Raw genomic sequence first — 24,304 nt, forward strand, 5'->3', positions numbered from 1 at the left:
GAGAGGCCATCCTGCCTCTTTTAACGATGAAAAACATCGTCTTAAGTGGAGTACACGCTCATTTCAGCGAGGGTGGGCTGCTACTGCTACTGCTACTACCACTCTTCCTCCCCTGATCCCTTCCCTCTCAACTAAAAAGTGCCGAACCTGCCACGATCAAACGGATAACGGACTGTCAGTAGAAGTTACTTTCCTGAGGGAGAGGGATAGTGGCGATAGGATAATCTAAGCTTCCTTTCTGACTCCCTCGCAGGATGAAGAGTCACACCGTCCACTTTCCCACTGTAAAGCTACACTGTGTATTCGGGAATTTTTCATTCCAGGCATCACCCAAAAAACTTATACTTTCTGGCGTGTAACGCCAGAATAAGTTCACAAAATAAACCCCCACCATCCAAAAATGGTAAGGGTTCCTGCTTTCCTCAATAATAAAGTTTATTGTACTCCCCCAGTACCCGCCATCCGAGTCAGGTTTTATTAATCAGGTCGTCTTAAACAGGTTGTCTTAATCTCAAAATTAAAACATAAGCTGCAACCATAAAGAAAACAGAACTTATAAACACCCCTTGATACCCGCTCATCGGTAATCCAAATGCCGTTAGGCTGCCCGCATGCTGTACGGTAAAGCCACTTATATAGGACCCTACAGACAGCGAAACTGCTCTTGTACATTCAATCAAAGCCAAGTAGACCGTTTTATTTGATTCAGGCGTATACTCTAAAAACAGATTAAACATCACTGTCCCTGCCGCTGTCAGCAAAAGACCATAGCTGCAGGTGACGCCAAGGGCAAACAAGAGATAAGAAAAAAATACAGGTAAGTACGGGATCAGCAGCAGCAGCATCGGGATGATCCACAGCAGCGAGCTGAATCCTCTGAGTACCGCCAGATTCCCCTTCCGCCCATCCAGCCTTGTCAGCATCAGGAGAGCGATAACACTGGTGATCATCATCAGCGTTTGATAGATGGAAATATGCGTACTGCTTATGCCGATCTCCGTTATCAGATAAGGAAATACTAAGGGCGTGAACAACCCGATTCCAAAGGACAGCAGAATATTATAGATTAACAAGCCTAAATATCCCCTGCTGCCGCTTATTTGCTTAATAATGCTCCAAACATAAAGCATATTCAGCTTAGGCTCTTTGGACTTTGCACATTTCGAAGGCTCTAAACGTTTCGAGAGCTCTGCACGCTTCGGAGGCTCCACAGGTGCCGGGGACCCCGGCGGATGTTCAGGAATATATCTGGAAAACAAAACAGAGGCAGCTCCAGCCAGCATAGCCAGCACAAAAAAGCCTGTAGATACATACAGCTTCGGATTATCCAGCACCCACCCGAAACCGAGTGTGCATACCATGGAAATGCCAAAAATAATGCCCTGACGAATGGAAAAAAAGCGCACCCAGCCGCTCGCACCCACAATATGATACAGCCAAGGAAACAGCACGATGCGCCCGATACCTACCACAATATTCGATCCGCCCAGAGATAGAATCGAAACCCAGATGAGTGCTCCCGGCCCAATCCCGGGTACATAAGGAGCAGCGGTAAAAACAGCCGCCAGTACTAACGACAGCGCCGTAAAGAGGTTGAAAAACAGCCTTTTGCGGACAATGGTGTTGACATAAAAAGAAATCGGAAAAGCAATAACACCAGGCAAATAAAACAATGCGTACAGTACTCCAAAGTGATATTCGGTAAAGCCAATTTTCAGTAAATAGTCATTCAAGAAAACACCGGTAGTTAACGTCGTAAATATACTGTACAGCAAAATTTGCACATGTGAATATCGCACAGAGGGGTTAAGCCGCAACATGTTCCTGCCCGCCCCTTATCAAGGAACAAGCCTCAGAGAATTACCGGCATAGATTTTGTCCAGTACATCCTGCGGCAGCTCCAATGCATTCAGAAATTCCTGTAAGTGATTATCATACTGATCCCTACCATAAAGAATACGATCCTGGAACTCCAGCAAAAATTCCTTAGTAAACTCTACATCCCGCTTTAACGCATTTAAGCCTGAGAAGGCCGATAAGTCGCAATATAAATTAGGATATTCGCGCATCATTTGCACGACCTTGCCGCCAGGAGCAACCTCTCCCCGGGGATAATCTGACGATTTGTAGCCTTCGTCCGCGGAAATATGCGACCAGAATCCGGGTCCATGCCCCAGGAAATTGGTTTCCGGACATTCCCTGATCGCCCGCTCATAGGCTTCTATTCCGCCGCCATACCAATAGCCGGGCCGATTTGGAAATCTGCCGTCACTCCCCGCTCCATAGTTGACTTCCACGATGACGGGCAGCCCCTTTTTCCCGCAAAACTGAAACAGCCGGACGGCGTCCCAATTGTCATACATCATACGCAGCATGATTTCTCCGCATACCCGGACATTATATAATTCAATAGCCGCTTCCAGCTTATCAATCGCATGTGGATGTCTCGGGTCAGGCGCGTAACCCAGTACAAATTTATCCGGAGCCTGCTGAAAGCTTGCCAAACAGCTCGTAAAAGGAATCGGACCGTCCTCATTCCCTCTCGTAATCCGGTAATACGCAGGCGAATATTCATGGTCCGGTGTTTCCAAGGTCAATAACCAGGTTCTGTCTATGTTGTTTTGGGCCATATCGGCTAAAATTTTATCCGTCGTATATCCGAGATAATTAGGATGATTGTGACTGTCAATAATCATGTTAGATAACCTCCATTGCTGAGCGACTAATGGGCTGCGGGCATTTTATCCGGCCAATTGGCGACACAAATATATTCTAAATCTTCCTTGGAAACACAAACCGCTTCATGAAGCGTATTACGCGGAATGTAGACGATATCGCCCGCTTCCATAATATGCTCGGTGTCATTCAGCTTAATTTTGGCCTTTCCTTTTAGCACAATATAAATCTCTTCCTCATCATCATGAATGGAACCCGAAGGCGTTGTTTCTCCCTCTTTAATTCTGACGAAGTTGCTGGAAATAGTTTCAGCCTCATCTACGGACAGGAAGGTAGCATTCCCATCGGCGTAACCGGAACATTCGCTGAGCTTTTTGACAAACGGCTTGATCATTTGTATGGCCTCCTAGAGTTATGGTTGTTGATTCATTTTCATTGTACTCACCGGACACCGGTTATTAAATGTGCAAAAAAGACATCATTCCGCTATATATGTCCGAAATTTCTGGATACAGCAGGAGATAGGAGTATACGTCTTGAACTTGTAAAAAGGACGCCTAATGCGTAAGTTTGGAGGGATCTCAGTTGCCAATTACCGGCCCGCATCTTAACACGGATTCTCTGGAGCATTTAAATATTAAAGTAAATATCGGCTCTCTTCAGTTCGATATGATGCTTCAAACCGATGTTATCTCTGCCGCCCGTTTACAGAAACATAATCACTACGCCTTTGAAGTGCATTATTTCATTTCGGGAGCCGGCACCCTGCATATTGGTTCGAGGGAAGAGCCCCTACAGCCAGGATCAACGCTTCTCATCGGCCCTGGCGTCTACCATTCCATCAACATGCAGCCTGGTAATCCACTCCATAGACACTTTATCCAGTTTACATTTGTAGAAACCAGCCATGAGTCAAATTCATTCCAAAAGCAGGAAAGCCTTGAACTTCTCAACTTTTTCACTGACATCCAGTATCATTTATTTTTAGATGAGGGTATGGAGCAAACGATCTGCTTAATTGAAGACATTTATCAAGAGATGCAGTTGCATCTTGTAGGCTTCTACAGTCAAATCCAGATTTTGTTTACCCAACTGATCATCCGTTTGATCCGTTCTCTATCTGCTGCCCCATCCCGTTTCATGATCCCGCAAAAAATGAACGATGATAGGAGAACCCTCATTATCGACGATTTTTTCGACCGCTACCGTGAAGATTTGACGATTGATGATTTGGCAGCCCAACTGCATTTAAGCACCAAACAAACGAATCGTATTTTAGAAAAATACTACCACACCTCCTTCAAGCAAAAGCAGCTCACCACCCGTGTCCAGGTAGCTATGGATTTGCTGCGGACGAGTAGCATGACGATAGAAGCTATTTCAGAGCATGTCGGATACACATCAAGCTACAACTTTTGCAAATTATTCAAACAAAAAACAGGCTTAACCCCAACGGAATACCGGGATCAGCCTGCTTTGAAATGATAGGTTTGTTACAGCTGTAAAGCGGCAAAGCGATATCTGTCAAGTTAGGGATATCGCCTGCTTGATGCGATCGATCTGACCCAAATGACCGTGAGCATGCTTGATGAACGCTTGAATCGCACCGGCCAGACTAACCGTCTCTCCTTTGAAATTCACCCCTGTTTTGCTCCAATCCCCGGAAGACAGACGTTTAAATAGCTGGCTGTTATAAATAAGCAGCGCATGGAATATAGCCAGATTCTCGTTTGCATCACCGTGCCTTGCCTGCGACCCGTCTACCCAAAGATCTTGATTGAAGGCTGGAAGCCTCACTTCAGAGCCTGCGAGAATTTCCCTGATCCGAAAAGAAACTACAATGTTGTGATCTACCAAATGGGACAGCACTTCCGTAACGCTCCACTTGTCTGCAGCCGCCTTCCATTTCAGCTGCTCTTCACTTAACCCCTCTATAGCCTTGTTCAGCAGTTGGTATGTGTCAATATAAGATTGAATATCAATAACGGTCTGGCTCATGATTGTGTCCTCCCAATATTAGGCCGGATAATGGCAAGCTGCATAATGGCCTTGATGTATTTCTTTCAGTTCCGGCTGTTCACTCCGGCACCGATCCGTCGCTGCAGGGCAGCGGGTATGAAAGTGGCAGCCCGCAGGCGGGTTAGCTGGTGATGGAATCTCCCCTTGTATGGCGATAAATTCCCGCTTGCGGGTAGGGTCAGGCCAAGGAATGGAATCGATAAGCGCCCTTGTATAATGATGAGCAGGATAGCTGAACAGCTCTTCGCTGTCGGCAATTTCCACCAGCCTGCCAAGGTACATAACACCGATCCGGTCCGAGATATGACGGACGATGTGCAGGCCATGGGCAATAAACAGATAGGTTAATCCCAAATTCCGCTGCAGATCCTGCATCAAATTCACGATCTGGGCCTGGACAGAAACGTCCAGGGCGGATACCGCTTCGTCAGCTACCACAAACGAAGGACGAAGCGCAATCGCTCTGGCGATACCGATTCTTTGGCGCTGACCGCCGGAGAATTCATGCGGATACCGATCCGCCCATGCGGGATTCAGCCCTACGACTTCCAAGAGCTGCTCAACCCTTGTTTTTTTCTCCTTAATACTAAGCGATTCATGCACCCACAACGGTTCGCCAATAATATCGCCAACCTTCCAACGCGGGTTCATAGAACCATAAGGATCTTGGAATATCATCTGCAGATTCTTCCGTGTTTGGCGCAATCCACCTTCGTTCAAATCCGTCAGATTTTGCCCCTGAAATACAATTTTACCCGATGTTGCCTTCTCCAGCTGAAGAATAACCCGGCCCAAGGTTGACTTGCCGCTGCCGGATTCTCCGACCAAACCAAAGGTTTCTCCTTTGCGAATTTGGAAGGATACATCATGAACAGCACGCACAGAGCCTGAGCTGCGGCCGAACAAACCTTTTTTGAACGGATAAAATTTGCTTATACCTTCGATTTCAAATAGATGAGCATCCCGCGAATGATTTCCTGCATCTTGACCGTGACCAAGACCAAGACCAAGATCAAGATCAAGACCTGCTTCACCCGCGGTGTAGACATCCACTTTCCGGTTATCTTCGGCAGCCGCAGCAGCCAAGCTCCGCTTGCTGGATTCCGTTGCTACCAAATCTCCCGCATACCAGCAAGCGGCTTGACGCCCATTAACCGTAAGCAGCGGCGGACTTTCCTTGACGCATTTGTCTGTCGCATACGGACACCGGGGATGAAACCGGCATCCCGTGGGAAGCTCAGCAAGATTCGGAATGGTCCCTTCGATCGAATACAGCTTCGTGCTGCGGTCACTTTCCATAGTAGTAATCGACTTTAATAAGCCTTGCGTGTAGGGATGATGCGGCTGTTCAAACAGTTGATAAACCGTAGCCTCTTCTACAATCTGACCAGCATACATCACGATAATCCGGTCCGCCATTTCGGCAGCAATGCCCATATCGTGAGTGATCAACAAAATCGACATATTGAACTCTGCTTTAAGCTCCTGCAGGAGTTGAAGGATCTGCGCCTGAATCGTCATATCGAGCGCTGTTGTTGGCTCGTCGGCAATCAGCAGCTCCGGTCCACAGGCCAACGCCATCGCAATCATCGCCCGCTGCAGCATGCCTCCCGACAATTCCCCCGGGTACTGCTTCATACGAAGCTCAGGCTCGGGAATACCGACCCGGTTAAGCAAATGCACAGCCCGATCCCACGCCTGCTTGCTGCTGCCCTGCTTATGTTGAATGATGGTCTCCGTAATTTGGCTGCCAATTGTAAATACCGGATCGAAAGCCGCCATCGGCTCCTGAAACACCATAGCCATTTTTGTACCACGCAAATTTTTCAAGCTGTTTTGAGACAAGGGAACCAGGTCGACACCGTCCAGCACGATGCTTCCATTCGTAATCCTGCCATTCTCATAGTCGATTAGCCGCATAACCGACTTGGATGTGATCGTCTTCCCGCTTCCCGATTCTCCAACAAGGCAGACCGTTTCCCCAGGCCGAATATAAAGAGAAACGTCCGAAATAGCTGTAAGCAGACCTTTCTTTGTGGCAAATTGAACGGTTAGATTGTGAATATCGAGCAGTGTTTTCAAGCTTCCACCTCCTTCTCTCAGCGATCCCATAACGAGTATGAGCCAGCAGCTAAGACCTACTCTTCTTCGGATCAAGATAGTCCCGGAATTTATCTCCCATTAGATTAACCGAGAGCACGAATAAAGTGATTGCAAGTCCAGGGAAAGTAGACATCCACCACGCAACGGTCAAATAGCCCCTCCCCTGCGACAGCAGCGTTCCCCAATCGGGTATTTCCTTGATGACGCCTAATCCCAGAAAACTGAGCCCGGATCCGACCAGAATCGAAGTTCCGAGTCCAATTGTGGCCATCACGAGCAGCGGCGACCAAGAGTTCGGCAGCACATGCCTGAAAAAAATCTGGAGGCTCGGCGTGCCAATCGATCTGGCAGCGGTAATAAACGGACGGCCTTTGATGCTTAATATTTGACCTCTCAGAACCCGTGCATAGCCTGGAATAGCGGATAAAGATACAGCTAGCACAATGTTAGTCAAGCTCGGCCCAAGCGCTGCGGCAACGGCCAAAGCCAGCAAAATACCGGGAATGGTCATCAGAATATCGATAAAACGCATGAATACCGCATCGACTACACCTCCGGCATAACCGGCAAAGGCCCCAATCGAACCCCCGACAATAGCTCCAACGATCACTGACGCAAAACCAATAAACAGGGAGTCACGACTGCCATAGACGACCACACTGAACACATCTCTGCCAAAATAATCCGTACCGAACAAGTGAGCAGCGCTAGGCGGCTGAAGAAGATCGGCCGGCACCATATCGGTCGGAGAATAAGGGGCGATCCACTGTGGAAAGATGGCACAAGCCATAATGAAGACCACAACGAGAGCGGCTGCATAGACGAAAACCTCTGCAGCGGCAAACCGTCCGGGTATGGCTGATATGGAGATACGCGGCGTCTTTCCCCGCCACAAGGGCTTCACGACAACAGCTTGCTTCATGTTCATCCTCCTTATATGCGGCTATTGGGCCCGCCTTACCCGTGGATCAATACTGGAATAAGACACATCCACAAGCCAATTGATACATACATAAACGATAGCGGAGAAAAATACGACTCCCTGCACAACGGGCAGATCCTTGGCCATTAAAGCGTCCGAGATCACCCTGCCAATGCCTTGTCTGGAAAAGACGGTTTCAATGACGACCGTTCCGGCCATCATCTCTCCCATCAGCACGCCAATCATCGTTAAAGCCGGGATTAATGCATTGCGCAGCGCATGCCGGTACATCACCAGCTTCTCGGATATCCCCTTAGCACGCAAGGTGACGATAAACTGCTCGTTGATTACCTCAAGCATGCTGTTGCGAACCATCCGGACGATAAAGCCAGCACCGACAATACCCAGAGTCAGGGCCGGAAGCACAAGCGTTTGCCAGCCATCCGAGCCCATTGCCGGAAACCAGCCCAGATAAATCGAGAAAATAAGAATCAGTAGGATGCCCGACCAGAAGGTAGGCATCGAGATGCCGAATAACCCAACGATTCTTGCTGCAATATCAATCGCCTTGTTGCGGTGAATCGCCGATAGCACACCAAGCAATACACCAATCGTTGCAGAAATAACAGAACTGGCTAGCGTCAACGCCAGCGTTGCCGGAAAGTGCTGCAGAATTTTGGGAAGCACCGGCTCACTGTTAATTAATGACTTCCCGAAATCCCCCTGCAGCATCTGAGTGACATAGGACGCGAACTGAATATGAAACGGCCGGTCCACGCCTAACTGATGGCGTAATTCTGCAATCATTTCCGGGGTAGCAGATGCAGGATCCAGTATGGTCATAGCCGGATCTCCCGGAAGCAAATAAACGATACAGAATACAAGCACTAAAGATCCTAGTATGACAAGCAAGGAAGTAAAAAATCTTACTACCATCATCCTGAGCATAAGCTACCTCCTTAAAGTTTTCCTCGAGGAAAACTTACTTCACAAGCGATACATCGTTAAATAATGGGTATCCAAGCGAATCGAATTTTAATCCTTCAACGGTTTTCGATGCTGCAACTGTGTATGGAAAAATATAAATAGGGATAATGACTGCTTCATTAATGATCCATTGCTGGGCCTCCTTGTAGATTTCCTCCCGTTTTTGCGGATCCTGTTCAACCGTTCCTTGCTCCAGCAGCTTATCCAGTTCAGGACTGGAAAGCCCAGGCAAGCTTGTGTATCCAGTACCGCCAGCAGTAGCAGGCGTATGATAAATAGCTCTTAAAGCATCCGGATCGGAATTCACCTGGCTGTTGCCATGGAGATCATAGTTTCCATTTTTATATACGACAGTTAATAAATCCTTCGTGATTTCAACGTTCACAGCCACGCCAATTTGCTTTAATTGCTGTTGGACGATAACGGCAATATCGTTTCTTTTCTCCCTGTTAGGCGAAGCGTCCACATAATGAAGGGTCAACTGTTTGCCATCCTTCTCACGGACTCCATCAGCACCTCGAACCCAGCCCAACTCATCCAGCAGTTGATTGGCTTTATCCACATCGGGCTGCCAGCTGTTCTCAAGCGACTTGTCATAACCGAGTATACCTGGGCTTAGAGGCGACCAAGCTCGCTCATACGTGCCAAGATACAATGTTTTTACAATCGCATCCACATCAATCGCATATTTCAGAGCTTGCCTTGCCTTCAATTCATTCCAAGGTGCTTTATTCTGATTGAAAAAGAGTGTGTAGGGCAATCCGACTGTATTTACTTTAAACAGTTGAAGCTTAGGATCGTTTTGCAGCGCTAAAATGTTCTGCGGAGGCACCGTTTCAGCTGCCAGTATTTGCCCGCTTTGTACACTTCCAATTCGGGTTGCTTCTTCAGGAACGATTTTGAAAGTAACCTTGTCCAGATAGGCCTGCCCTTTATTGGCAACAAGCTCTGGAGCCCAGTTGTAGTTCGGGTTTCTTTCCACTGTTATATCCGCATTCTCCTGCCAGCTCACAAATTTATAAGGGCCTGTTCCTACTGGATTCTTGCCGAGCTGGTCCCCATATTGCTTAGCTGCTGTAGGCGACACGATACCTAATAAAGCTTGACTTACGTTGCCTAAAAAGGAGCTTGATGGCGTTTCAAGATCCAACTTTACCGTGTATTCATCAATAACCTCTGAAGATTGGTAGGGCCTGACAAGCGCTCTGGCATTGCCAGCTTTCGTCTCCGGATTAATAATACGGTCAAAATTGTATTTCACTGCCTCTGCGTTAAAGGGGGTTCCATCATGAAACTTCACATCTTTGCGCAGCTTGAACGTGTAGCTAAGTCCGTCAGGAGAGATTTCCCACTCTGTTGCCAGCCAAGGCTTAATCGAGCCATCAGGCAGCTGGACAACCAGACTGTCATGAAGCGTCCGAATCACCCGTACTGCAACAGCCCAACCGCTTCTGTGCGGATCCAGAAAATCCGGCGAAGTCGCAAGCGCATAGGTCAATTCACCGCCCTTAACCGGACCCTTCGATGGCGCCGCAGTTGGTGCCGACGATTCTTTAGCTGGGCTCGAGCCTGCTGCGCCTGTCACATTCTTTCCTGTGTTGCCGCCGCAGCCTGTCAGAACCAACATTAAGACTGCGGTAAGTGCCGTGTATTTCTTCCAAGCTATTTTGGCCATTGCAAAAATTCCCCCTCTTATATGTGATTGTGAACATCTAATTAAATAGCTTGCTTCGTCGCCTGAGCAGTAACCTGACCCGTAGTCAGATCAGGCTCCTGCCCTTTAACGTGAACCTGATCAGCAGCATGATCTGTAGCATGATCTGTAGCATGATCTGCAACATGGTCTGCAGCATGATCTGCTGCCTGCTCTGTATACTGCTCTGTATACTGCTCTGAGGCATGCTCCGTAAACGACTCCGTTCCCGTAGCAGCTGCTTTGCGCTGCTCACTATAGCGATTAGCCGGTACTGCTATTCCCAGATTACCGCGAAGAGTGTCCGCCTCATATTCACTGCGGAATATGCCGCGCTCTCTCAGAATCGGAACGACATGATCGATGAAATCATGCAGGCCGCTAGGTACGCCGGCAGCGATGATAAAACCATCTGCAGCCTCTGCCTCAAACCATTCCTGAAGCAAATTCGCCACCTTCTCTGGAGTCCCGATGAAGGGCGTGCGGGGCGTTGCCACTCTAAGTGCAACCTGACGAAGCGTCCTGTTGTGTTCTTTTGCATCCTGCTTGATTTTATTTGTCGTGCTCTGGAAGCTCTCCTGGCCCAGATCGCCAAGCTCAGGAAACGGCTCATCAAGCGGGTACTGCGAGAAATCGTGATGTTCGAAAAACCGGCCCAAGTAATCAAGTGCATTTTTGATACTTACCAAAGCTGCCACTTCTTCATATTTGCGCTCCGCCTCTTCCTCTGTGCTGCCAATAATCGTACCGATACCAGGAAAAATCAGCACATCCTCGGGTGAGCGTCCGTATGCAGCCGTCCTGCTTTTCACATCGTAGTAAAACCGCCTGGCTTCATCTAACGTCTCGTGACCGGTGAACACGGCATCTGCTCCCTTGGCCGCCAAATTTTTGCCATCCTCTGACGAGCCTGCCTGAAAGATAACCGGCTGTCCCTGCCTGGATCTGCCAATGTTAAGCGGCCCCTTGACTGAAAAAAACTCGCCTTTATGATCTAAGGTGTGAAGCTTATCAGGGTCAAAGAATACGCCGGTTTCCTTATCCCGGATAAAAGCATCATCTTCCCAGGAATCCCACAAGCCTTGAGCAACCTGCAAATATTCATCAGCCATGCGATAGCGCTTGTCATGATTCGGATGCTCCTCCAATGTTTTACCGTAGTTTAATGCAGAGCCTTCCAATGGAGAAGTAACAATATTCCAGCCGGCACGACCGCCGGTAATATGATCAATAGAGGCGAACTGCCTGGAGACGGTAAACGGCTGGCTATAAGAGGTGGAAAGCGTGCCTACCACGCCGATTCGCGAAGTAACTGCTCCGAGTGCGGACAAGATCGTAATTGGCTCAAACCGGTTAAGAAAATGAGGAATTGATTTCTCATTAATATATAAACCATCGGCTACGAAGACAAAATCCAATTTGCCCGATTCTGCCTTCTGGGCCAGCTCCGTGTAGTGTGCGAAATTGACGCTGGCATCAGTTACAGCATCCGGATGTCTCCATGCCGCCATATTGCCCCCTACTCCATGAAGGATTGCCCCCAGCTTCAAACTTCTTTGTTTTGCCATTTGAAATCCACCTCTCCCTAACTAATAAATTAAATTATTCCTATATGTTTAGTATGAATTAAAGGATTGAAAAAATCTTATCATCGATGGCTCCTGCCGTCAACCACTATGATAATAGGTTTTTTCTATTCTGAAATAGAATAAATCTATAAGAGCCTGCTTGCATTTCTTCCTTCTGAATCAGCCAGGTTTGCTTCTTTCACCAGCTCCACATGCAGCTTAGCGCCGTGAACCAGCACCTTTTCATCCACATTGAACCGGGGATGATGAATGGAATGAACGCTTCCCTCCTCCTGGCTGCCAGATCCGATGAAGACCAGCGCACCCGGCTTCTGATCGAGGTACCAGCCGAAATCCTCCCCAGCCAGACTTGGAGTATCCAGCACTATCGTGCTTGCCTTCCCCAGCAAGCGGCCTCCTGCCCGAAGCACATGCTCAACGGCTGTCTTCTCGTTAATCAAAGCCATTCCTTCCCGCAGCTGCAGGGCGAAAGCCCCTCCATAGGCATCCGCAATCGCTTGCCCATGGCGATGGATTCCGGCCGTAATCGCTGCGACCGTTTCCTTACTGAAGGCACGGTACGTCCCGGCAAGCTCACTTCGGTCAGCGATGACATTAACCGCCGATCCGGCGTGAACCGTACCAAAGGCTAATACAGCTGGCTCGACAGGGTTCACCTCGCTGGCCATCATTACCTTCGCTTCTGTAATGAACTGCGCCGCCATCAGGATCGCATCCACCGCTTGATGCGGAGTGCTGTGATGGCCTGCTTTTCCCTGAAACTCCACCTTGAAATGGCTGGACGCTGCCATCGCATACTTCGGGTGAACACCCAAAGTACCTACCGGAAGCTCCGGCTTCACATGCTGGGCAAAGCAAATATCAACCCCCTCCAAAATTCCGGCTTCAATCATATCACGCCCGCCTGAAAGCAATCTGCCATCAATCGGGCTTGGCAAGGCACCCTCCTCGGCCGGTTGAAAAACAAATTTCACAATTCCGGTAAGCTCGTCCCTGAAGGTGCTTAAAGCTTTAGCTGCACCAAGCAGCATGGCTGTATGCACATCATGGCCGCAGGCATGCATCTTGCCTGGATACTCTGATCGGTAGTCAACCTCATTCAGCTCAAAAATCGGCAGTGCATCCATATCGGCTCGTAACAAGACGGTCCTTCCAGGACGCCCTCCCCGCAAAGTGGCTGTAACACCCATACCGAAGTGCTTGCCTACATGCCGTTCAACCTCCAATCCCCACGAATCCAACAGCTCAGCGACTTTAGCAGCGGTTCTGCCTACATCGTAAAGAACCTCCGGATATTTGTGGAAATCCCTGCGCAGCTCAACCAATTCTTGCTCCAACGATTCGATATAGCTCAGAATAGGTCCCGTATTCATAATGATGCCGATGCTGCAGCTGTGCACTTTGTTTGAATCACGATGATGACTCCTTTTTACATCAAATTATATAATTCCCATTGGTTTTGTCGGCTTAACCGTAAATCTACTTTATCATTTCTACAGCTATTCGGCTAATAGAGATATTCTATTTGTATATACAAAAGTCCGATAGCAGCACTTAACAGTAAGATCCTAAAGATCCTTTCGAAGAGCTTGACGTTAAAAACGTATCCGACTATCATAGCGGTATACGATAGGCAGTAATTGAAAGGCGTGAGGGGGAAGCATCACAGTGCATATAAGAAAATACGGTACAAATGAGCATACGCTGGATCGGCAGCTGGAATCGGGAGGTATACACCCCTTCTATGAAATCTTGTATATTCTTGACGGAGAGGTGGAGCTGCAATGGATGGGACAAACACTCCAATCATCATCTCCCTGCTTGTTCCTGCTCACGCCAAACACCCCTCATCACCTGAACAAAGTATCCGCAAACTACAGGTATTGGTATATAGAGATCGATATTCCCGATCCGGCAAGCTTTCCTGCTCTGGAGGAAGCCAGCCTGTGGAACCACTCTCAAAACAGCATGAATTGGCAAGCCGAATTACCAGTAATGATTCAACGCACACTTCATTCGATTGAATGTACGCTCGAATCACTTAATGGCTTAAATAAAAAAATTGCCAAAGAGCTTATCGCCCTGGACATGACCAAACTATTCCTCCTTATTAAAAGCTTCGCAGCTGACCATTGCACCCATTCACCAGGCGTACTGCCCGCTGCCTATGATGCACTTGGTGCCAAGGAAGCTCTCGTTCATTCCACCATGCGATGGCTCGAGTCCAATTATATGAGCATGATCACTCTGCAGCAGCTTGCGGATTACGTGCATTTAAATCCATCATATTTGGATCGTATTTTCAAGGAAATTAATGGAACAACGCCCTTCCAATACTTAAAGGAGCTGCGCTTGCATGCAGCAAAGAATTACCTGGAAACGACTACCATGACCGTACAGGCCATTTCGGAAGCGGTAGGCCTGCAAAGCATTTACTACTTCAGCAAGCTGTTTAAAGAAAATTTTGGAAAAAGCCCTACACAGTGGAGAAAAGAGCATACGTGAAGCGAAGGGATGGGATGGGATGAATGTTCGCAGGCAGCCAGATTCCGCCGTACTTATCCAGTACTTTCTTTGCTTTCCATTCCTCGTTTCAGGCCTCTTGCTTCGCATAACGATTTGCAGGAACCGGCAGGCCCAGATTGCCCCGCAGTGTATCACTTTCATATTCGGTGCGGAACAGGCCACGTTCCTGTAAAATAGGAATTACATAGTCCACAAAATCTTCAAGGCTGTTAGGCAGAACCGACGTTATCATAAATCCATCTGCTGCACCCGCTTCAAACCATTGCTGAATGATATCGGCAACCTTTGCCGGTGTGCCAATGAATGGACCTTTAGGTGTTGCGCTTTGCAAAGCTACCTGTCTTAACGTCAAATTCTGTTCCTTCGCTACCCTTTTGATTGTATCCGTTCCACTTTGGAAGCTATTTTTGCCCAAATCACCGAGTTCCGGAAAAGGTTCGTCCAGAGGATACTGCGAGAAATCGTGATGCTCGAAAAAACGTCCTAAGTAAAGGAGCGCATTTTCAATTGTCACCAGGCTGGCAATCTCCTGATATTTACGTTCTGCTGCTTCTTCTGTTTCCCCAACAATCGGAGAGATTTGCGGGAAAATCAAGACCTCATCGGGCGCTCTGCCCAAGCTGGCCGCCTTGCTTTTAATTTCTTGATAATACTTCACCGATTCATCAAGCGTTGCATGGACTGTGAATACAGCGTCTGCTTCCTTAGCCGCATAATTTTTACCAACCTCTGAGGAACCTGCCTGAAAAATGACGGGTTGACCCTGCTTGGAGCGGGAAATATTAAGGGGTCCTTTAACAGAGAAAAACTCACCCTTATGGTTCAGCGTATGCAGCTTATCCGGGTCGAAGAATACGCCGGTTTCTCTATCCCTTACAAAGGCATCATCCTCCCAGGAATCCCATAAGCCTCTTGTGACCTCAAGATATTCCGTGGCAATCCTGTAGCGTAAATCATGGTCGGGGTGCTGCTCTTTGCTATAATTGGAAGCCGTCCCTTCAAGCGGTGAGGTTACGATGTTCCAGCCTGCACGGCCCCCGCTAATCTTGTCTATGGAGGCAAACTGGCGTGCTACTGTGAAAGGTTCACTGTAAGAAGTGGACAATGTACCGACAAGGCCAATGTGGGTGCTGACCGCTGCCAAAGCACTCAGAAGGGCAATAGGTTCGAACCGGTTCAAAAAATGCGGGATCGTTTTTTCATTAATAAATAAACCATCTGCGATAAAGATCAGATCCAGCTTGCCTTCTTCCGCCTTCTTCACCCATTTCTTATACAGCTCGAAATTAACACTTGCGTCCACCACAGCATCGGGATGCCGCCAAGCGGACATGTTCCCTCCGACACCATGCAGCAGCGCACCGAATTTTATTTGTTTATCGCTAGCCATGTTTAATTCCTCCCGGCAATGTAATCATCCTGATTGTTTAAAATAGCTGTTTCACTTAATCTCAGCCAATAGCTTTTCACTAATGTATTGCCATTTTGCAAATCCTTGTCATACGCTCGTTCAAAGCCAAGCCGTTCATACAGCCTTACAGCGGATTCCATCATGTCCGACGTATGCAGATGAAGAGTTGCAGCCCCCCATGCGATGGTGCGTCTAACACTTTCTTTGATCAGCTCGGTCGCAACTCCTTTGCCTCTGGCCTTGGGCGAAACCGCAAGCAAGCGGATTATAGGCGAATCGATACCTGGCTGGCCATATGCAATATCTGATGAGCGAAAAATCAGCACACTGCCTACAATTTCGTCTTTAATAATGGCAATAATTCTTGCTTCCGGACCTTCCCCATATACGGCAGTGCCAATTGATTCCTTATATTTATCCCACAGTTCCGCAGGCAGTACAGCTTCATACTGTTGGTAGGCTTCGAGTATCAATTGATGAACAACATCTTGATCCAAAGCTTGAGCATCCCGAATAAGAATGTCGAACGTGTCGGACGTATTCCCCATAAAGCATCCTCTCCCTTTCCTTCTACTAGGAATCACACATACCTAAATCTTCAGCAATCGCTTGAAATTTAAACCAAATTATGAAATCGTGATAGCGAAAACATACGGATGTCCTGCTCCGTACTCCCTTTTATAATTAAGTCGGAAAGCATCTCTCCTACAACACTGGAAAATTTAAAGCCATGTCCAGAAAAGCCACCCGCTAACAAAACCTGCGGATACTCAGGATGACGGTCAATAATGAAATTATCATCGGGCGAGAACTCATACTTGCATACGGTTCCCTGTACCAGCCTGCCAGCTGCTTGCGGCATGTAAGCCTCCAGGAGATTGCGCAGATCTCCCTCATCCTCCTTATAGTGGCCAAAAGGTGCCACAGCATCTCCTGGCTTCCATTCGACACCCGTGTCATGCCTCCCGATTTTCAAGCCCGCTCCCCCAATGCTGGGAAATCCATAGTAACCTCCCTCTGGACCGCCCAAGGTGAAACCGGGAAAGCGGCCGGCATCGAAAAGCTGGGCTTGGGCTTCAAACCAACCCACCACTTTACGGATAGAACGTATAGGCAGACGGATGAAAGGCTCCAACGTTTTGAACCAGGCGCCTGCGCTTAATATGACTTGATTGGCGTAATAAACCCCACTGCGTGTGTGGACGGCTACGCCCTCAGTTTCAACCTTAATATGTTCCACTGGCGTGTGTGCCAATAATTCTGCACCAGCCTCCAGTGCTTTTCTGCGATAAGCGGCAACGCATTTCTCACTGTATAAATAACCTGCCTCCGGCTCGAACAAACCTGCGAAGGAATCAGGAAGCTTGAGTCCCGGCCAGCGTTGGCGAATTTCTTCCGCACTGAGCATTTCTACTGGACGCTTATAAGTTACGTGATCATTCTGCCCATCACTAAATGGATACGTCTCAAGATGCATCATATTCAAAACACCAGATTGAACTAACAGCTCCGTATCTGTCTCTTGTTCCAGCTCATTCCACAGCTCATGTGCCCGGATTGCCATGGAAATATAGGCAGCACCTCCACGATAAGCATGGCGGATAAGGCGCGGCTCACCGTGATGGCTTCCTTCTTGATGAGGAGGATCGAAAGCATCGATCATCAAAGTCCTGACACCCTGTTTAGCCAAATGATAGCCTGCACTCATCCCCATGGAACCGGCACCCGCAATGATAACATCATACGACTTATGAATCATGAACCCTCCTATTCCTTACTGGACGCTTGAGGCAAATGCAAATGGTTTAATGCTTGCTCTGCCAGCGAGGCAAAAAACTGCGCACTCACAAGCAAAGCCTGTTCGTCCAGATCAAACGCAGGATGATGCCACTCCTGACTGCCTGCAGTTCCCATGAACACAAACAATCCGGGTACTTTGCGCTGATAAAAGGCGAAATCCTCACCCGCAGGAGAAGGAACAGGCGTTATCGCATTTAATCCAAGCTGATGCGCAGTTTGCTGCGCCAACTCAGCTAATTCAGCATCATTGTGTACAGGCGGCGGCCCTTGGATCCAGCGAACTTGGGCCTTCGTACCGTAAGCAGCAGCTACCCCTTCAACGACCTGGCGAAACCGTTCCAGCACACGGATCCGCACCCCTTCATCAAAGGTACGAATTGTGCCGTCCAGAATCGCTTTATCAGGAATAATATTCCATGCGGTTCCACTGTGAATTTTAGTAACACTTATGACAGCACTTTCCTGGGAGCCCACATTGCGGCTAACGACGGACTGAAGTGCAGTCACGATATGGGCTGCAGCAACGATGGGATCAATTCCTGCTTCCGGAACAGCGGCATGTGTTCCTAGACCTTCCACCTCAACGACGAAACCATCTGCCGCCGCCATTAAAGGTCCCGCTTTAATACCCACAGTCCCGACTGCTAAATCAGGCTTATTGTGCATGCCGAATATCGCCCGGACTCCTTCCAGAGCACCACTGTTCAATATCAGCTCGGCCCCGCTCGCCTTTTCTTCTGCCGGCTGGAAGATGAAACGCACGGTGCCTTTCAGCTCTTTTTCTTTTTGTTTGAGTAAATAAGCGGCTCCAATGATCGAAGCTGTATGGAAATCATGGCCACAGGCGTGCATTTTCCCAGGATTTTGAGAAGCATACGGCAATCCCGTTTCTTCCTGGATAGGCAGCGCATCGATATCTGCTCTTATGGCAATCACCGGGCCTTCCTGACTGCCCCCTACTTCCGCAATCAGCCCCGTTCGCAAAGCATAGCCGGCTTTATGAATTCCCGCCTCTGCAAGCCATGCCTCAATGGAGGCCGTCGTCTCAAACTCTTCATGTGACAATTCCGGATTGCGGTGCAGCTGACGCCGGATCTCGATCAGCTTTTGTTCCAATGACTGCAGTGACAGCAGCTCCAGTGTATTGCTTCCCATTTCAGTTCACCTCTTGTTTTCAGCCGACACCTCGGCGAATGCTTCATGAAGGAGCTCGAAGGAGCGCAGCCGCTTGGCAAAATCCTTCACTGTTGTTGTGACTATAAATTCGTCTATCGCATATTTTTGCTGATAGTCCAGAAGTTTCTGACGCACAGTTGCCTTCGATCCTTTGGCGATTTCCGGTTCCTGAACTTCAATGGTATAAGCTTCATTAGACTGTCGTCCATATTCCTCTGCTTGCTCCACACTGCCCAAAGTTAATATTTTTCCGCTTTGCAGATGAATTTTGACGAGCTTGGTCGTCCCCGCCAATTCCTTGGCCTCCTCATCGGTATCCGCCACAATAACGGCCAGCGCCAAAATCAGCTGGGGCGAGCCACCTTTATCCCGGTTAAATTGGTTCCTGTAAGCGTCAAAAGCATTCGCAGCCACATCGGGATCGCTATTGATGAACTGGGAGAATACATAAGGCAGTCCCAGTTGGGCAGCTATTTCAGCACTTCCAACACTGGTGCCGAGGATGTAAATATCAGCGGGCTGCTCGGCTACGGGACTAGCCCGCAAACCTGCCAGCGGATGATCCTCTTCCAGATTGTTATGCACAAACTTTTCAAGCTCGATAATTTTGTCTGTTAATGAAGTTTCATCACGATTCCCCTTCTGCAGCGCTTGGGTAGAGCGTGGCAGACCGCCAGGGGCTCTTCCGACACCCAGATCAATTCTTCCCGGCGCCAGAGACGCCAACAGGTTGAAGTTCTCCGCAACTTTATAAGGACTGTAATGCTGCAGCATGATCCCCCCAGAGCCAACGCGAATCTTCGCAGTTTTGGCCAGCAAATGAGCGATTAATACTTCCGGGGACGATCCGCCAATAAATTCAGAGTCATGATGCTCCGATACCCAGAAACGATGAAATCCCAGCTCCTCAGCCCTCTGCGCAACTTCAATTGTGTGGCGGAGCGCATCTGCTGCGGTATGACCCTCGGGAATAATTGTTTGATCCAGTATGCTTAACTTGACTGCCATTGTCGTTCCCTCCCTATATCGTGTAGCTTAATTCCGGAGTAATCCTGCTCAAAAATTGCTTCGTGCGTTCCTCCTTAGGCGCATAAAAAATCTCGCTTGGCTTTCCTTCTTCAACGATAACGCCACCCTCCATGAATACCACATGATTGGCTACATCACGGGCAAAGCCCATCTCATGCGTGACGACGATCATCGTAATGCCCTCCCTGGCAATTTTGCGAATAACAGAAAGCACCTCGCCTACTAATTCCGGGTCCAGGGAAGAAGTCGGCTCATCAAACAAAATCACCTCGGGATTTAAAGCCAATGCCCGGGCAATGCCAACACGCTGCTGCTGCCCGCCGGAAAGCCGGCTTGGGTAGGCATCCAGCTTGCTGCCGAGACCAACCTTCTCCAGCATTTGCACGCTAATTTCCTTTGCTTTCTCTTTGGACAGCTTCTGGACGATGATTAGACCCTCCATTACATTTTCCAGAGCTGTTTTATGTTTGAACAGATTGTAATGCTGGAACACCATCGCTGTCTTCCGGCGTAAAATATGGATGTCAAGCTTGCTTGGGCGTTTGCAGTTCACGGTGTGATCGCCGATCGTAATTTCGCCGCCATTTGGCTTTTCCAGGAAATTGATGCAGCGCAGCAGTGTTGTTTTGCCAGAGCCGCTCGGACCTAAAATAACGACGACCTCTCCTTTTTCGACGGATAAGTCAATGCTTTGCAGCACCTCATTTTTGCCAAACGCTTTGGAAAGCCGATTCACCTTAATCATGCTACACCACCTCTGTTATACGTATTGAGTCTTTTCTCCAGAAGCGCAGCAGCTTTCTCGATCACAAGTGTTACTCCCCAAAAGATTAGGGCCGCAGCGATAAAGGCCTCAAGAAACTTCCAATTTGTAGATGCTACAATTAGCGCCTTAGCATTAATCTCCACTACGGAAACCGTGTAAGCCAGCGTAGAACCGTGAAGCATACCAATCAACCCATTGGACAGGTTTGGCAAACTAACTGCAAAAGCCTGAGGAAACACAATTCGCCGCAGTGCCTGCCAGGTTGTCATCCCTACCGAATAAGCCGCTTCGATCTGTCCCCGGTTGATGGAAAGTATGGCCGCCCGAATGACCTCCGACAAGTAAGAGCCTGCTGTCAGGGAAAATGCGATCAACACGAAGCCGAGCATGGGGATAGCAGCGGAATGAAAGGACCATCCGAACGCAGCCGCCAAGCTGTCAATCAGCATCGGGAGCCCGAAATAAACAAGCAGCAAATGCATCAGCATCGGAGTTCCCCGAAAAAACATCACATAAAAAGCGGCGATAGGATGAAGCACAGGAACCCTATAAATTCGGATTAGCGCTACCACCGTACCGATCAGAAGACCGCAGAAAACCGAAACTACTGTTATGAACAGTGTAACCGGAAGTGAGGACAGAAGCTGCAGCATCGCTGTAAAAATAAACGCAGGATCAAGCTTCAATGCAATCAGCCTCCTTTTCCGAATCTCGGGACAATCGTTCTCAGTATCGCGCTGCGCTGGCGGCTCCGCCGTTCATGAGCAACAGCTGGAGTGTCATGACGCAGCAGCCGATGCTCCACATAGAGGAATATTCTTTCCAATGTAGTGCTAATAACAAAATAGATGAGCGACAAGGAAATATACGTTTCAATAAAATGTTGGGTCGCAGAGCCCAGCGTCTGTGATTTCCCTGTCATTTCCATAGCCCCCAGCGAAAAAGCAAGCGAGGTATCCTTCAAATTGGCGATAACCAGATTGGCAAAGATCGGTATTGAAATAGCCAAAGCCTGAGGAAGTACGATCCGCGTGAAGGCTTGATAGCCGTTCATACCAATCGAATAAGCAGCCTCTACTTGCCCTCTGTCAACCGCATTGACCGCTGCACGGATGCCCTCGGATATGAACGCTCCACTATGCAAGGAGTAGGCCACAATTACAAATACCAGAACATCCGCTTTGGAAACATCGATTTGCACCAGCTTGAGTATTTCCGGCAGACCATAGTAGATCAGGAACAATTGAATCAATATGGGAGTTCCCCGAAAAAAGGACACATACACCTGCGAGCATCTTTTTAAAAAGGGGACATTATACAGACGGGGCAGGGCAACAAGAAACCCGATAATCAGCCCCAATACGATGGAGCTTGCCACAATAAACAGTGTGATGTGCAGGTACGACAGCAGCTTTGGTATAAATTCAATCACGTAGTGGATATCGAATTTTCTGCCCATTTATGTCCCCCTTTCGTCCTACTGTCTGGCTGGTAATGACTATTTCGCCTTTACTTCATCCAGGCTTTTCGTAAAGTCTTCCCCCAGCCATTGCACACTTAACTTAGACAGCGTGCCATTTTGCTTCAAAGCAGTAATCCCCTCATCCAGTTTGTCAGCCAGCACCTGATTATTTTTGCTGAGAACAAACAGCACATCCGATTGAATCAAGGGCTCTCCAACTGTCTTCAGCGCGGGTTTCCCATCAGCACCTGGATAGAAATTGAGGGCGAAATCGGTAGATAGCGTTGCATCGACTCGTCCTGTTTGGATTTGGCTGACAAGATCATTCGCCGCTCCGCTGGAATATACAATTTTGATCGCGTTATTATGCTCTTTGTTATATTGCTCTAAGAAATAGGCCTGATTGCTGGTTGCGCCGGTTAACACTTTTTTGTCCTTCAAATCATCCACCGATTTTATCGTATCATTGGCTTTATCAACGGCTACTTTCGTCAAAAATATGCTGTAAGGCACTTTATTAAATAAAAATTTCTCTTCCCGCTCCGGATTTTTCTCCATCTGGTGTGCAATAAAATCAATTTTGTTCGTCTCCAGGCTAAGCAGCAAATTGGCAAATTCCATCGTCTGCAGTTCAAACTCGTATTCAGGAAGCAGCTTGTCGAGCTCTCTCACGAGCTCCACATCAAATCCCGTCAGCTTGCCATTCTCATCGATAAAGCAAACATTCGGAAACAAGGTCCCTGTCCCCACGATAATTTTCTTCACTTCCTCCTTGCCTGGCTTGTTGCTTTGTTCCTTCCCATTATTAGAATTATTAGAACCACAACCTGCCACCACCAAAATTACCACTAATACTGCTGCGAACAAAACCAATTTCTTCATCCAGCTTCCTCCATCTCCATATTACAAACCACGTGCCGTAAATACATAATTCCTATGTGTATAATCGGAATTTACATAAAATTACTTTACCACGCTCATCGCAGTTCTGCTAATAGAGATTTTCTATTTACTTATTTAAAATTCCAATGCTGAGGCTCTTACTTTTACTCTTACTCATAATTACGGTTCGGCTTACAGAGTAAGCTTTTCTCTTTCATATAATTGCTGAAATTGTTCCAAAAGTGCACTATGTTCACCATGAAGGGTAATGATATTCGTTTGCAGAGCTGTACCGGTAATTTCAGGGATGTCGATTTCGAACAATTTATTTGTCTGGACCTCATGACGGACAGAGAGTCCGGGTAAAAAACCGATGCCAGCTTTTCTCAAAATCAATTTCCTTGCGGTTTCCGAATTGTCGACCTGGAACTGAATGTTAGGAGGCTGCTCCAGCTTCTCAAATACACGATGAATCTTCATCCAGTCCAGCGCCCCGCACTCGAAGAAAACAAGCGGCTGGTGTGCGATTGCTTCTATAGATACAGAAGGATCGCCGATGAAGGGATGCCCTTCATACACATATAAACGAATCGGGTCTACATAAAACTTGACCGATTCAATATTCGGATGAGAAATATTACGGACAAAGCCAACATCGATTTCTTTATTCAGCAGCTTGCAAACTATATCATCTGTAACACCAGTAGACAGCTTAAAGTTGATATCCGGATATAAAGCTTTTAAACCGGGTAATATTTCAGGAATCATATAGTTCGACACGGAAACTGTACAGCCAATACGCAGTTCATTGGGAAGCGCCTTGTTGGGGTGCATCTGTTGCTTGCTCTTCTGATAAATCTGCAGCATCTGTTGGGCATAGGGCAAATATCGTCTTCCTTGTTCCGTCAAATGAAGCTGCTTGCCCATCCGGTCAAACAGCTTGCAATCGAGCTCCCGTTCCAGAGATTGAATTCTCGCCGTCACCGACGGCTGAGACAGAAACAATACATCTGCCGCCTTATTGAAGCTGCCGTAATGAATAACGTAGACAAATGCTTCAATGTTCTCAATATTCATCTGGGGTCACACCTCGCTATGTTGTGTTTCTTCTTACTATACTTGGAAAAAATCATTTATACAATATACCCATGTGTTTAATCGGAATTATTGGGTGCGAGAGCCCATCCTATCATCACTACTACAGGCTGATGTCCCCAGGATTCGACAGGTTTGTTCGCTTACTTTCATAAATAGACAAAAACA

The 24,304-nt window shown here is 47.9% G+C and carries 22 protein-coding genes; 2 read left to right on the plus strand and 20 right to left on the minus strand.

All coding sequences use genetic code 11. The features are described from left to right. Positions 1–491: 491 nt before the first annotated feature. Genes J2Z66_RS18340 through J2Z66_RS18350 form a run of 3 tightly spaced genes read right to left on the minus strand, consistent with a single transcriptional unit; the run spans position 492 to position 3,070 of the window. A complete protein-coding gene (locus tag J2Z66_RS18340; protein WP_209972935.1) occupies positions 492–1,820 on the minus strand; it encodes an MFS transporter in 1,329 nt (442 codons plus the stop codon). Between the two features lie 18 nt (positions 1,821–1,838). After that, the gene (locus J2Z66_RS18345; protein WP_209972937.1) at positions 1,839–2,696 is read right to left on the minus strand and encodes an amidohydrolase family protein; all 858 of its coding nucleotides are present in this window, start codon (positions 2,694–2,696) and stop codon (positions 1,839–1,841) included. 26 nt (positions 2,697–2,722) lie between these two features. Further along, positions 2,723–3,070 (minus strand): cupin domain-containing protein, encoded by a 348-nt coding sequence (locus J2Z66_RS18350; protein WP_209972939.1) that lies wholly within the window; start codon positions 3,068–3,070, stop codon positions 2,723–2,725. Positions 3,071–3,261: 191 nt separating this feature from the next. On the opposite strand from J2Z66_RS18350, the gene J2Z66_RS18355 reads away from it, so the two are divergent. After that, positions 3,262–4,161, plus strand: coding sequence for an AraC family transcriptional regulator (locus J2Z66_RS18355; RefSeq protein WP_209972940.1), 900 nt, complete (start codon positions 3,262–3,264; stop codon positions 4,159–4,161). 39 nt (positions 4,162–4,200) lie between these two features. On the opposite strand, the gene J2Z66_RS18360 is transcribed toward J2Z66_RS18355, so the two are convergent. The 7 genes from J2Z66_RS18360 to J2Z66_RS18390 form a co-directional block, all read right to left on the minus strand. After that, positions 4,201–4,674: a DinB family protein gene (locus J2Z66_RS18360; RefSeq protein ID WP_209972942.1), complete on the minus strand. Its 474-nt coding sequence runs from the start codon at positions 4,672–4,674 to the stop codon at positions 4,201–4,203. A gap of 18 nt (positions 4,675–4,692) precedes the next feature. Further along, entirely contained in the window at positions 4,693–6,777 is a 2,085-nt protein-coding gene (locus J2Z66_RS18365; RefSeq protein ID WP_245375651.1) for an ABC transporter ATP-binding protein, read from the minus strand. 49 nt (positions 6,778–6,826) lie between these two features. Then, entirely contained in the window at positions 6,827–7,720 is an 894-nt protein-coding gene (locus J2Z66_RS18370) for an ABC transporter permease (RefSeq protein WP_209972947.1), read from the minus strand. A gap of 21 nt (positions 7,721–7,741) precedes the next feature. Continuing rightward, positions 7,742–8,668: an ABC transporter permease gene (locus tag J2Z66_RS18375; RefSeq protein WP_209972949.1), complete on the minus strand. Its 927-nt coding sequence runs from the start codon at positions 8,666–8,668 to the stop codon at positions 7,742–7,744. Positions 8,669–8,702: 34 nt separating this feature from the next. Beyond that, positions 8,703–10,382, minus strand: a complete 1,680-nt coding sequence (locus J2Z66_RS18380; RefSeq protein ID WP_209972951.1) for an ABC transporter substrate-binding protein — start codon at positions 10,380–10,382, stop codon at positions 8,703–8,705. Positions 10,383–10,423: 41 nt separating this feature from the next. Continuing rightward, positions 10,424–11,968 carry an LLM class flavin-dependent oxidoreductase gene (locus tag J2Z66_RS18385; protein ID WP_209972953.1) on the minus strand — a complete coding sequence of 515 codons (1,545 nt, stop codon included), beginning with the start codon at positions 11,966–11,968 and terminating at the stop codon, positions 10,424–10,426. A gap of 146 nt (positions 11,969–12,114) precedes the next feature. Next, a complete protein-coding gene (locus tag J2Z66_RS18390) occupies positions 12,115–13,362 on the minus strand; it encodes a M20 metallopeptidase family protein (RefSeq protein WP_209972955.1) in 1,248 nt (415 codons plus the stop codon). Positions 13,363–13,657: 295 nt separating this feature from the next. Between J2Z66_RS18390 and J2Z66_RS18395 the strand changes: the two genes are divergently transcribed. Continuing rightward, entirely contained in the window at positions 13,658–14,494 is an 837-nt protein-coding gene (locus tag J2Z66_RS18395) for an AraC family transcriptional regulator (protein ID WP_209972958.1), read from the plus strand. Between the two features lie 88 nt (positions 14,495–14,582). Here the strand turns inward: J2Z66_RS18395 and J2Z66_RS18400 are convergent, their stop codons facing one another. From J2Z66_RS18400 to J2Z66_RS18445, 10 genes are all read right to left on the minus strand, one after another. Next, positions 14,583–15,905, minus strand: a complete 1,323-nt coding sequence (locus J2Z66_RS18400; RefSeq protein WP_209972960.1) for an LLM class flavin-dependent oxidoreductase — start codon at positions 15,903–15,905, stop codon at positions 14,583–14,585. 2 nt (positions 15,906–15,907) lie between these two features. After that, positions 15,908–16,474, minus strand: a complete 567-nt coding sequence (locus J2Z66_RS18405; protein WP_209972962.1) for a GNAT family N-acetyltransferase — start codon at positions 16,472–16,474, stop codon at positions 15,908–15,910. Between the two features lie 68 nt (positions 16,475–16,542). Beyond that, the gene (gene solA, locus J2Z66_RS18410; RefSeq protein ID WP_209972964.1) at positions 16,543–17,685 is read right to left on the minus strand and encodes an N-methyl-L-tryptophan oxidase; all 1,143 of its coding nucleotides are present in this window, start codon (positions 17,683–17,685) and stop codon (positions 16,543–16,545) included. A gap of 8 nt (positions 17,686–17,693) precedes the next feature. Then, positions 17,694–18,881 carry an amidohydrolase gene (locus J2Z66_RS18415; protein WP_281068855.1) on the minus strand — a complete coding sequence of 396 codons (1,188 nt, stop codon included), beginning with the start codon at positions 18,879–18,881 and terminating at the stop codon, positions 17,694–17,696. Positions 18,882–18,887: 6 nt separating this feature from the next. Further along, complete coding sequence (locus J2Z66_RS18420; RefSeq protein ID WP_209972966.1) at positions 18,888–19,910, minus strand: LLM class flavin-dependent oxidoreductase; 1,023 nt, start codon at positions 19,908–19,910, stop codon at positions 18,888–18,890. A 13-nt stretch (positions 19,911–19,923) separates the two neighbouring features. Continuing rightward, complete coding sequence (locus J2Z66_RS18425; protein WP_209972968.1) at positions 19,924–20,676, minus strand: amino acid ABC transporter ATP-binding protein; 753 nt, start codon at positions 20,674–20,676, stop codon at positions 19,924–19,926. Further along, positions 20,673–21,383: an amino acid ABC transporter permease gene (locus J2Z66_RS18430; RefSeq protein ID WP_209972972.1), complete on the minus strand. Its 711-nt coding sequence runs from the start codon at positions 21,381–21,383 to the stop codon at positions 20,673–20,675. Before J2Z66_RS18430 ends, J2Z66_RS18425 begins: the two co-directional genes overlap by 4 nt. A gap of 5 nt (positions 21,384–21,388) precedes the next feature. Then, the gene (locus J2Z66_RS18435) at positions 21,389–22,156 is read right to left on the minus strand and encodes an amino acid ABC transporter permease (protein WP_209972974.1); all 768 of its coding nucleotides are present in this window, start codon (positions 22,154–22,156) and stop codon (positions 21,389–21,391) included. Between the two features lie 39 nt (positions 22,157–22,195). Then, positions 22,196–23,041: a transporter substrate-binding domain-containing protein gene (locus J2Z66_RS18440; protein ID WP_209972975.1), complete on the minus strand. Its 846-nt coding sequence runs from the start codon at positions 23,039–23,041 to the stop codon at positions 22,196–22,198. Positions 23,042–23,233: 192 nt separating this feature from the next. Further along, complete coding sequence (locus tag J2Z66_RS18445) at positions 23,234–24,118, minus strand: LysR family transcriptional regulator (protein WP_209972977.1); 885 nt, start codon at positions 24,116–24,118, stop codon at positions 23,234–23,236. Positions 24,119–24,304 lie beyond the last annotated feature (186 nt).

This window comes from Paenibacillus eucommiae (assembly GCF_017874215.1).
GTDB classification, from domain to species: Bacteria; Bacillota; Bacilli; order Paenibacillales; family NBRC-103111; genus Paenibacillus_AI; species Paenibacillus_AI eucommiae.

What these genes read in the sequence shown, in the direction of transcription:
- J2Z66_RS18370 (WP_209972947.1), bottom strand. Translation starts at nt 7,720, where the DNA reads ATGAAGCAAGCTGTTGTCGTGAAGCCCTTGTGGCGGGGAAAGACGCCG.
- solA (WP_209972964.1), bottom strand. Translation starts at nt 17,685, where the DNA reads ATGATTCATAAGTCGTATGATGTTATCATTGCGGGTGCCGGTTCCATG.
- J2Z66_RS18405 (WP_209972962.1), bottom strand. Translation starts at nt 16,474, where the DNA reads ATGGGGAATACGTCCGACACGTTCGACATTCTTATTCGGGATGCTCAA.
- J2Z66_RS18385 (WP_209972953.1), bottom strand. Translation starts at nt 11,968, where the DNA reads ATGGCAAAACAAAGAAGTTTGAAGCTGGGGGCAATCCTTCATGGAGTA.
- J2Z66_RS18425 (WP_209972968.1), bottom strand. Translation starts at nt 20,676, where the DNA reads ATGATTAAGGTGAATCGGCTTTCCAAAGCGTTTGGCAAAAATGAGGTG.
- J2Z66_RS18440 (WP_209972975.1), bottom strand. Translation starts at nt 23,041, where the DNA reads ATGAAGAAATTGGTTTTGTTCGCAGCAGTATTAGTGGTAATTTTGGTG.
- J2Z66_RS18340 (WP_209972935.1), bottom strand. Translation starts at nt 1,820, where the DNA reads ATGTTGCGGCTTAACCCCTCTGTGCGATATTCACATGTGCAAATTTTG.
- J2Z66_RS18420 (WP_209972966.1), bottom strand. Translation starts at nt 19,910, where the DNA reads ATGGCAGTCAAGTTAAGCATACTGGATCAAACAATTATTCCCGAGGGT.
- J2Z66_RS18350 (WP_209972939.1), bottom strand. Translation starts at nt 3,070, where the DNA reads ATGATCAAGCCGTTTGTCAAAAAGCTCAGCGAATGTTCCGGTTACGCC.
- J2Z66_RS18390 (WP_209972955.1), bottom strand. Translation starts at nt 13,362, where the DNA reads ATGAATACGGGACCTATTCTGAGCTATATCGAATCGTTGGAGCAAGAA.
- J2Z66_RS18360 (WP_209972942.1), bottom strand. Translation starts at nt 4,674, where the DNA reads ATGAGCCAGACCGTTATTGATATTCAATCTTATATTGACACATACCAA.
- J2Z66_RS18415 (WP_281068855.1), bottom strand. Translation starts at nt 18,881, where the DNA reads ATGGGAAGCAATACACTGGAGCTGCTGTCACTGCAGTCATTGGAACAA.
- J2Z66_RS18375 (WP_209972949.1), bottom strand. Translation starts at nt 8,668, where the DNA reads ATGCTCAGGATGATGGTAGTAAGATTTTTTACTTCCTTGCTTGTCATA.
- J2Z66_RS18380 (WP_209972951.1), bottom strand. Translation starts at nt 10,382, where the DNA reads ATGGCCAAAATAGCTTGGAAGAAATACACGGCACTTACCGCAGTCTTA.
- J2Z66_RS18400 (WP_209972960.1), bottom strand. Translation starts at nt 15,905, where the DNA reads ATGGCTAGCGATAAACAAATAAAATTCGGTGCGCTGCTGCATGGTGTC.
- J2Z66_RS18345 (WP_209972937.1), bottom strand. Translation starts at nt 2,696, where the DNA reads ATGATTATTGACAGTCACAATCATCCTAATTATCTCGGATATACGACG.
- J2Z66_RS18445 (WP_209972977.1), bottom strand. Translation starts at nt 24,118, where the DNA reads ATGAATATTGAGAACATTGAAGCATTTGTCTACGTTATTCATTACGGC.
- J2Z66_RS18435 (WP_209972974.1), bottom strand. Translation starts at nt 22,156, where the DNA reads ATGGGCAGAAAATTCGATATCCACTACGTGATTGAATTTATACCAAAG.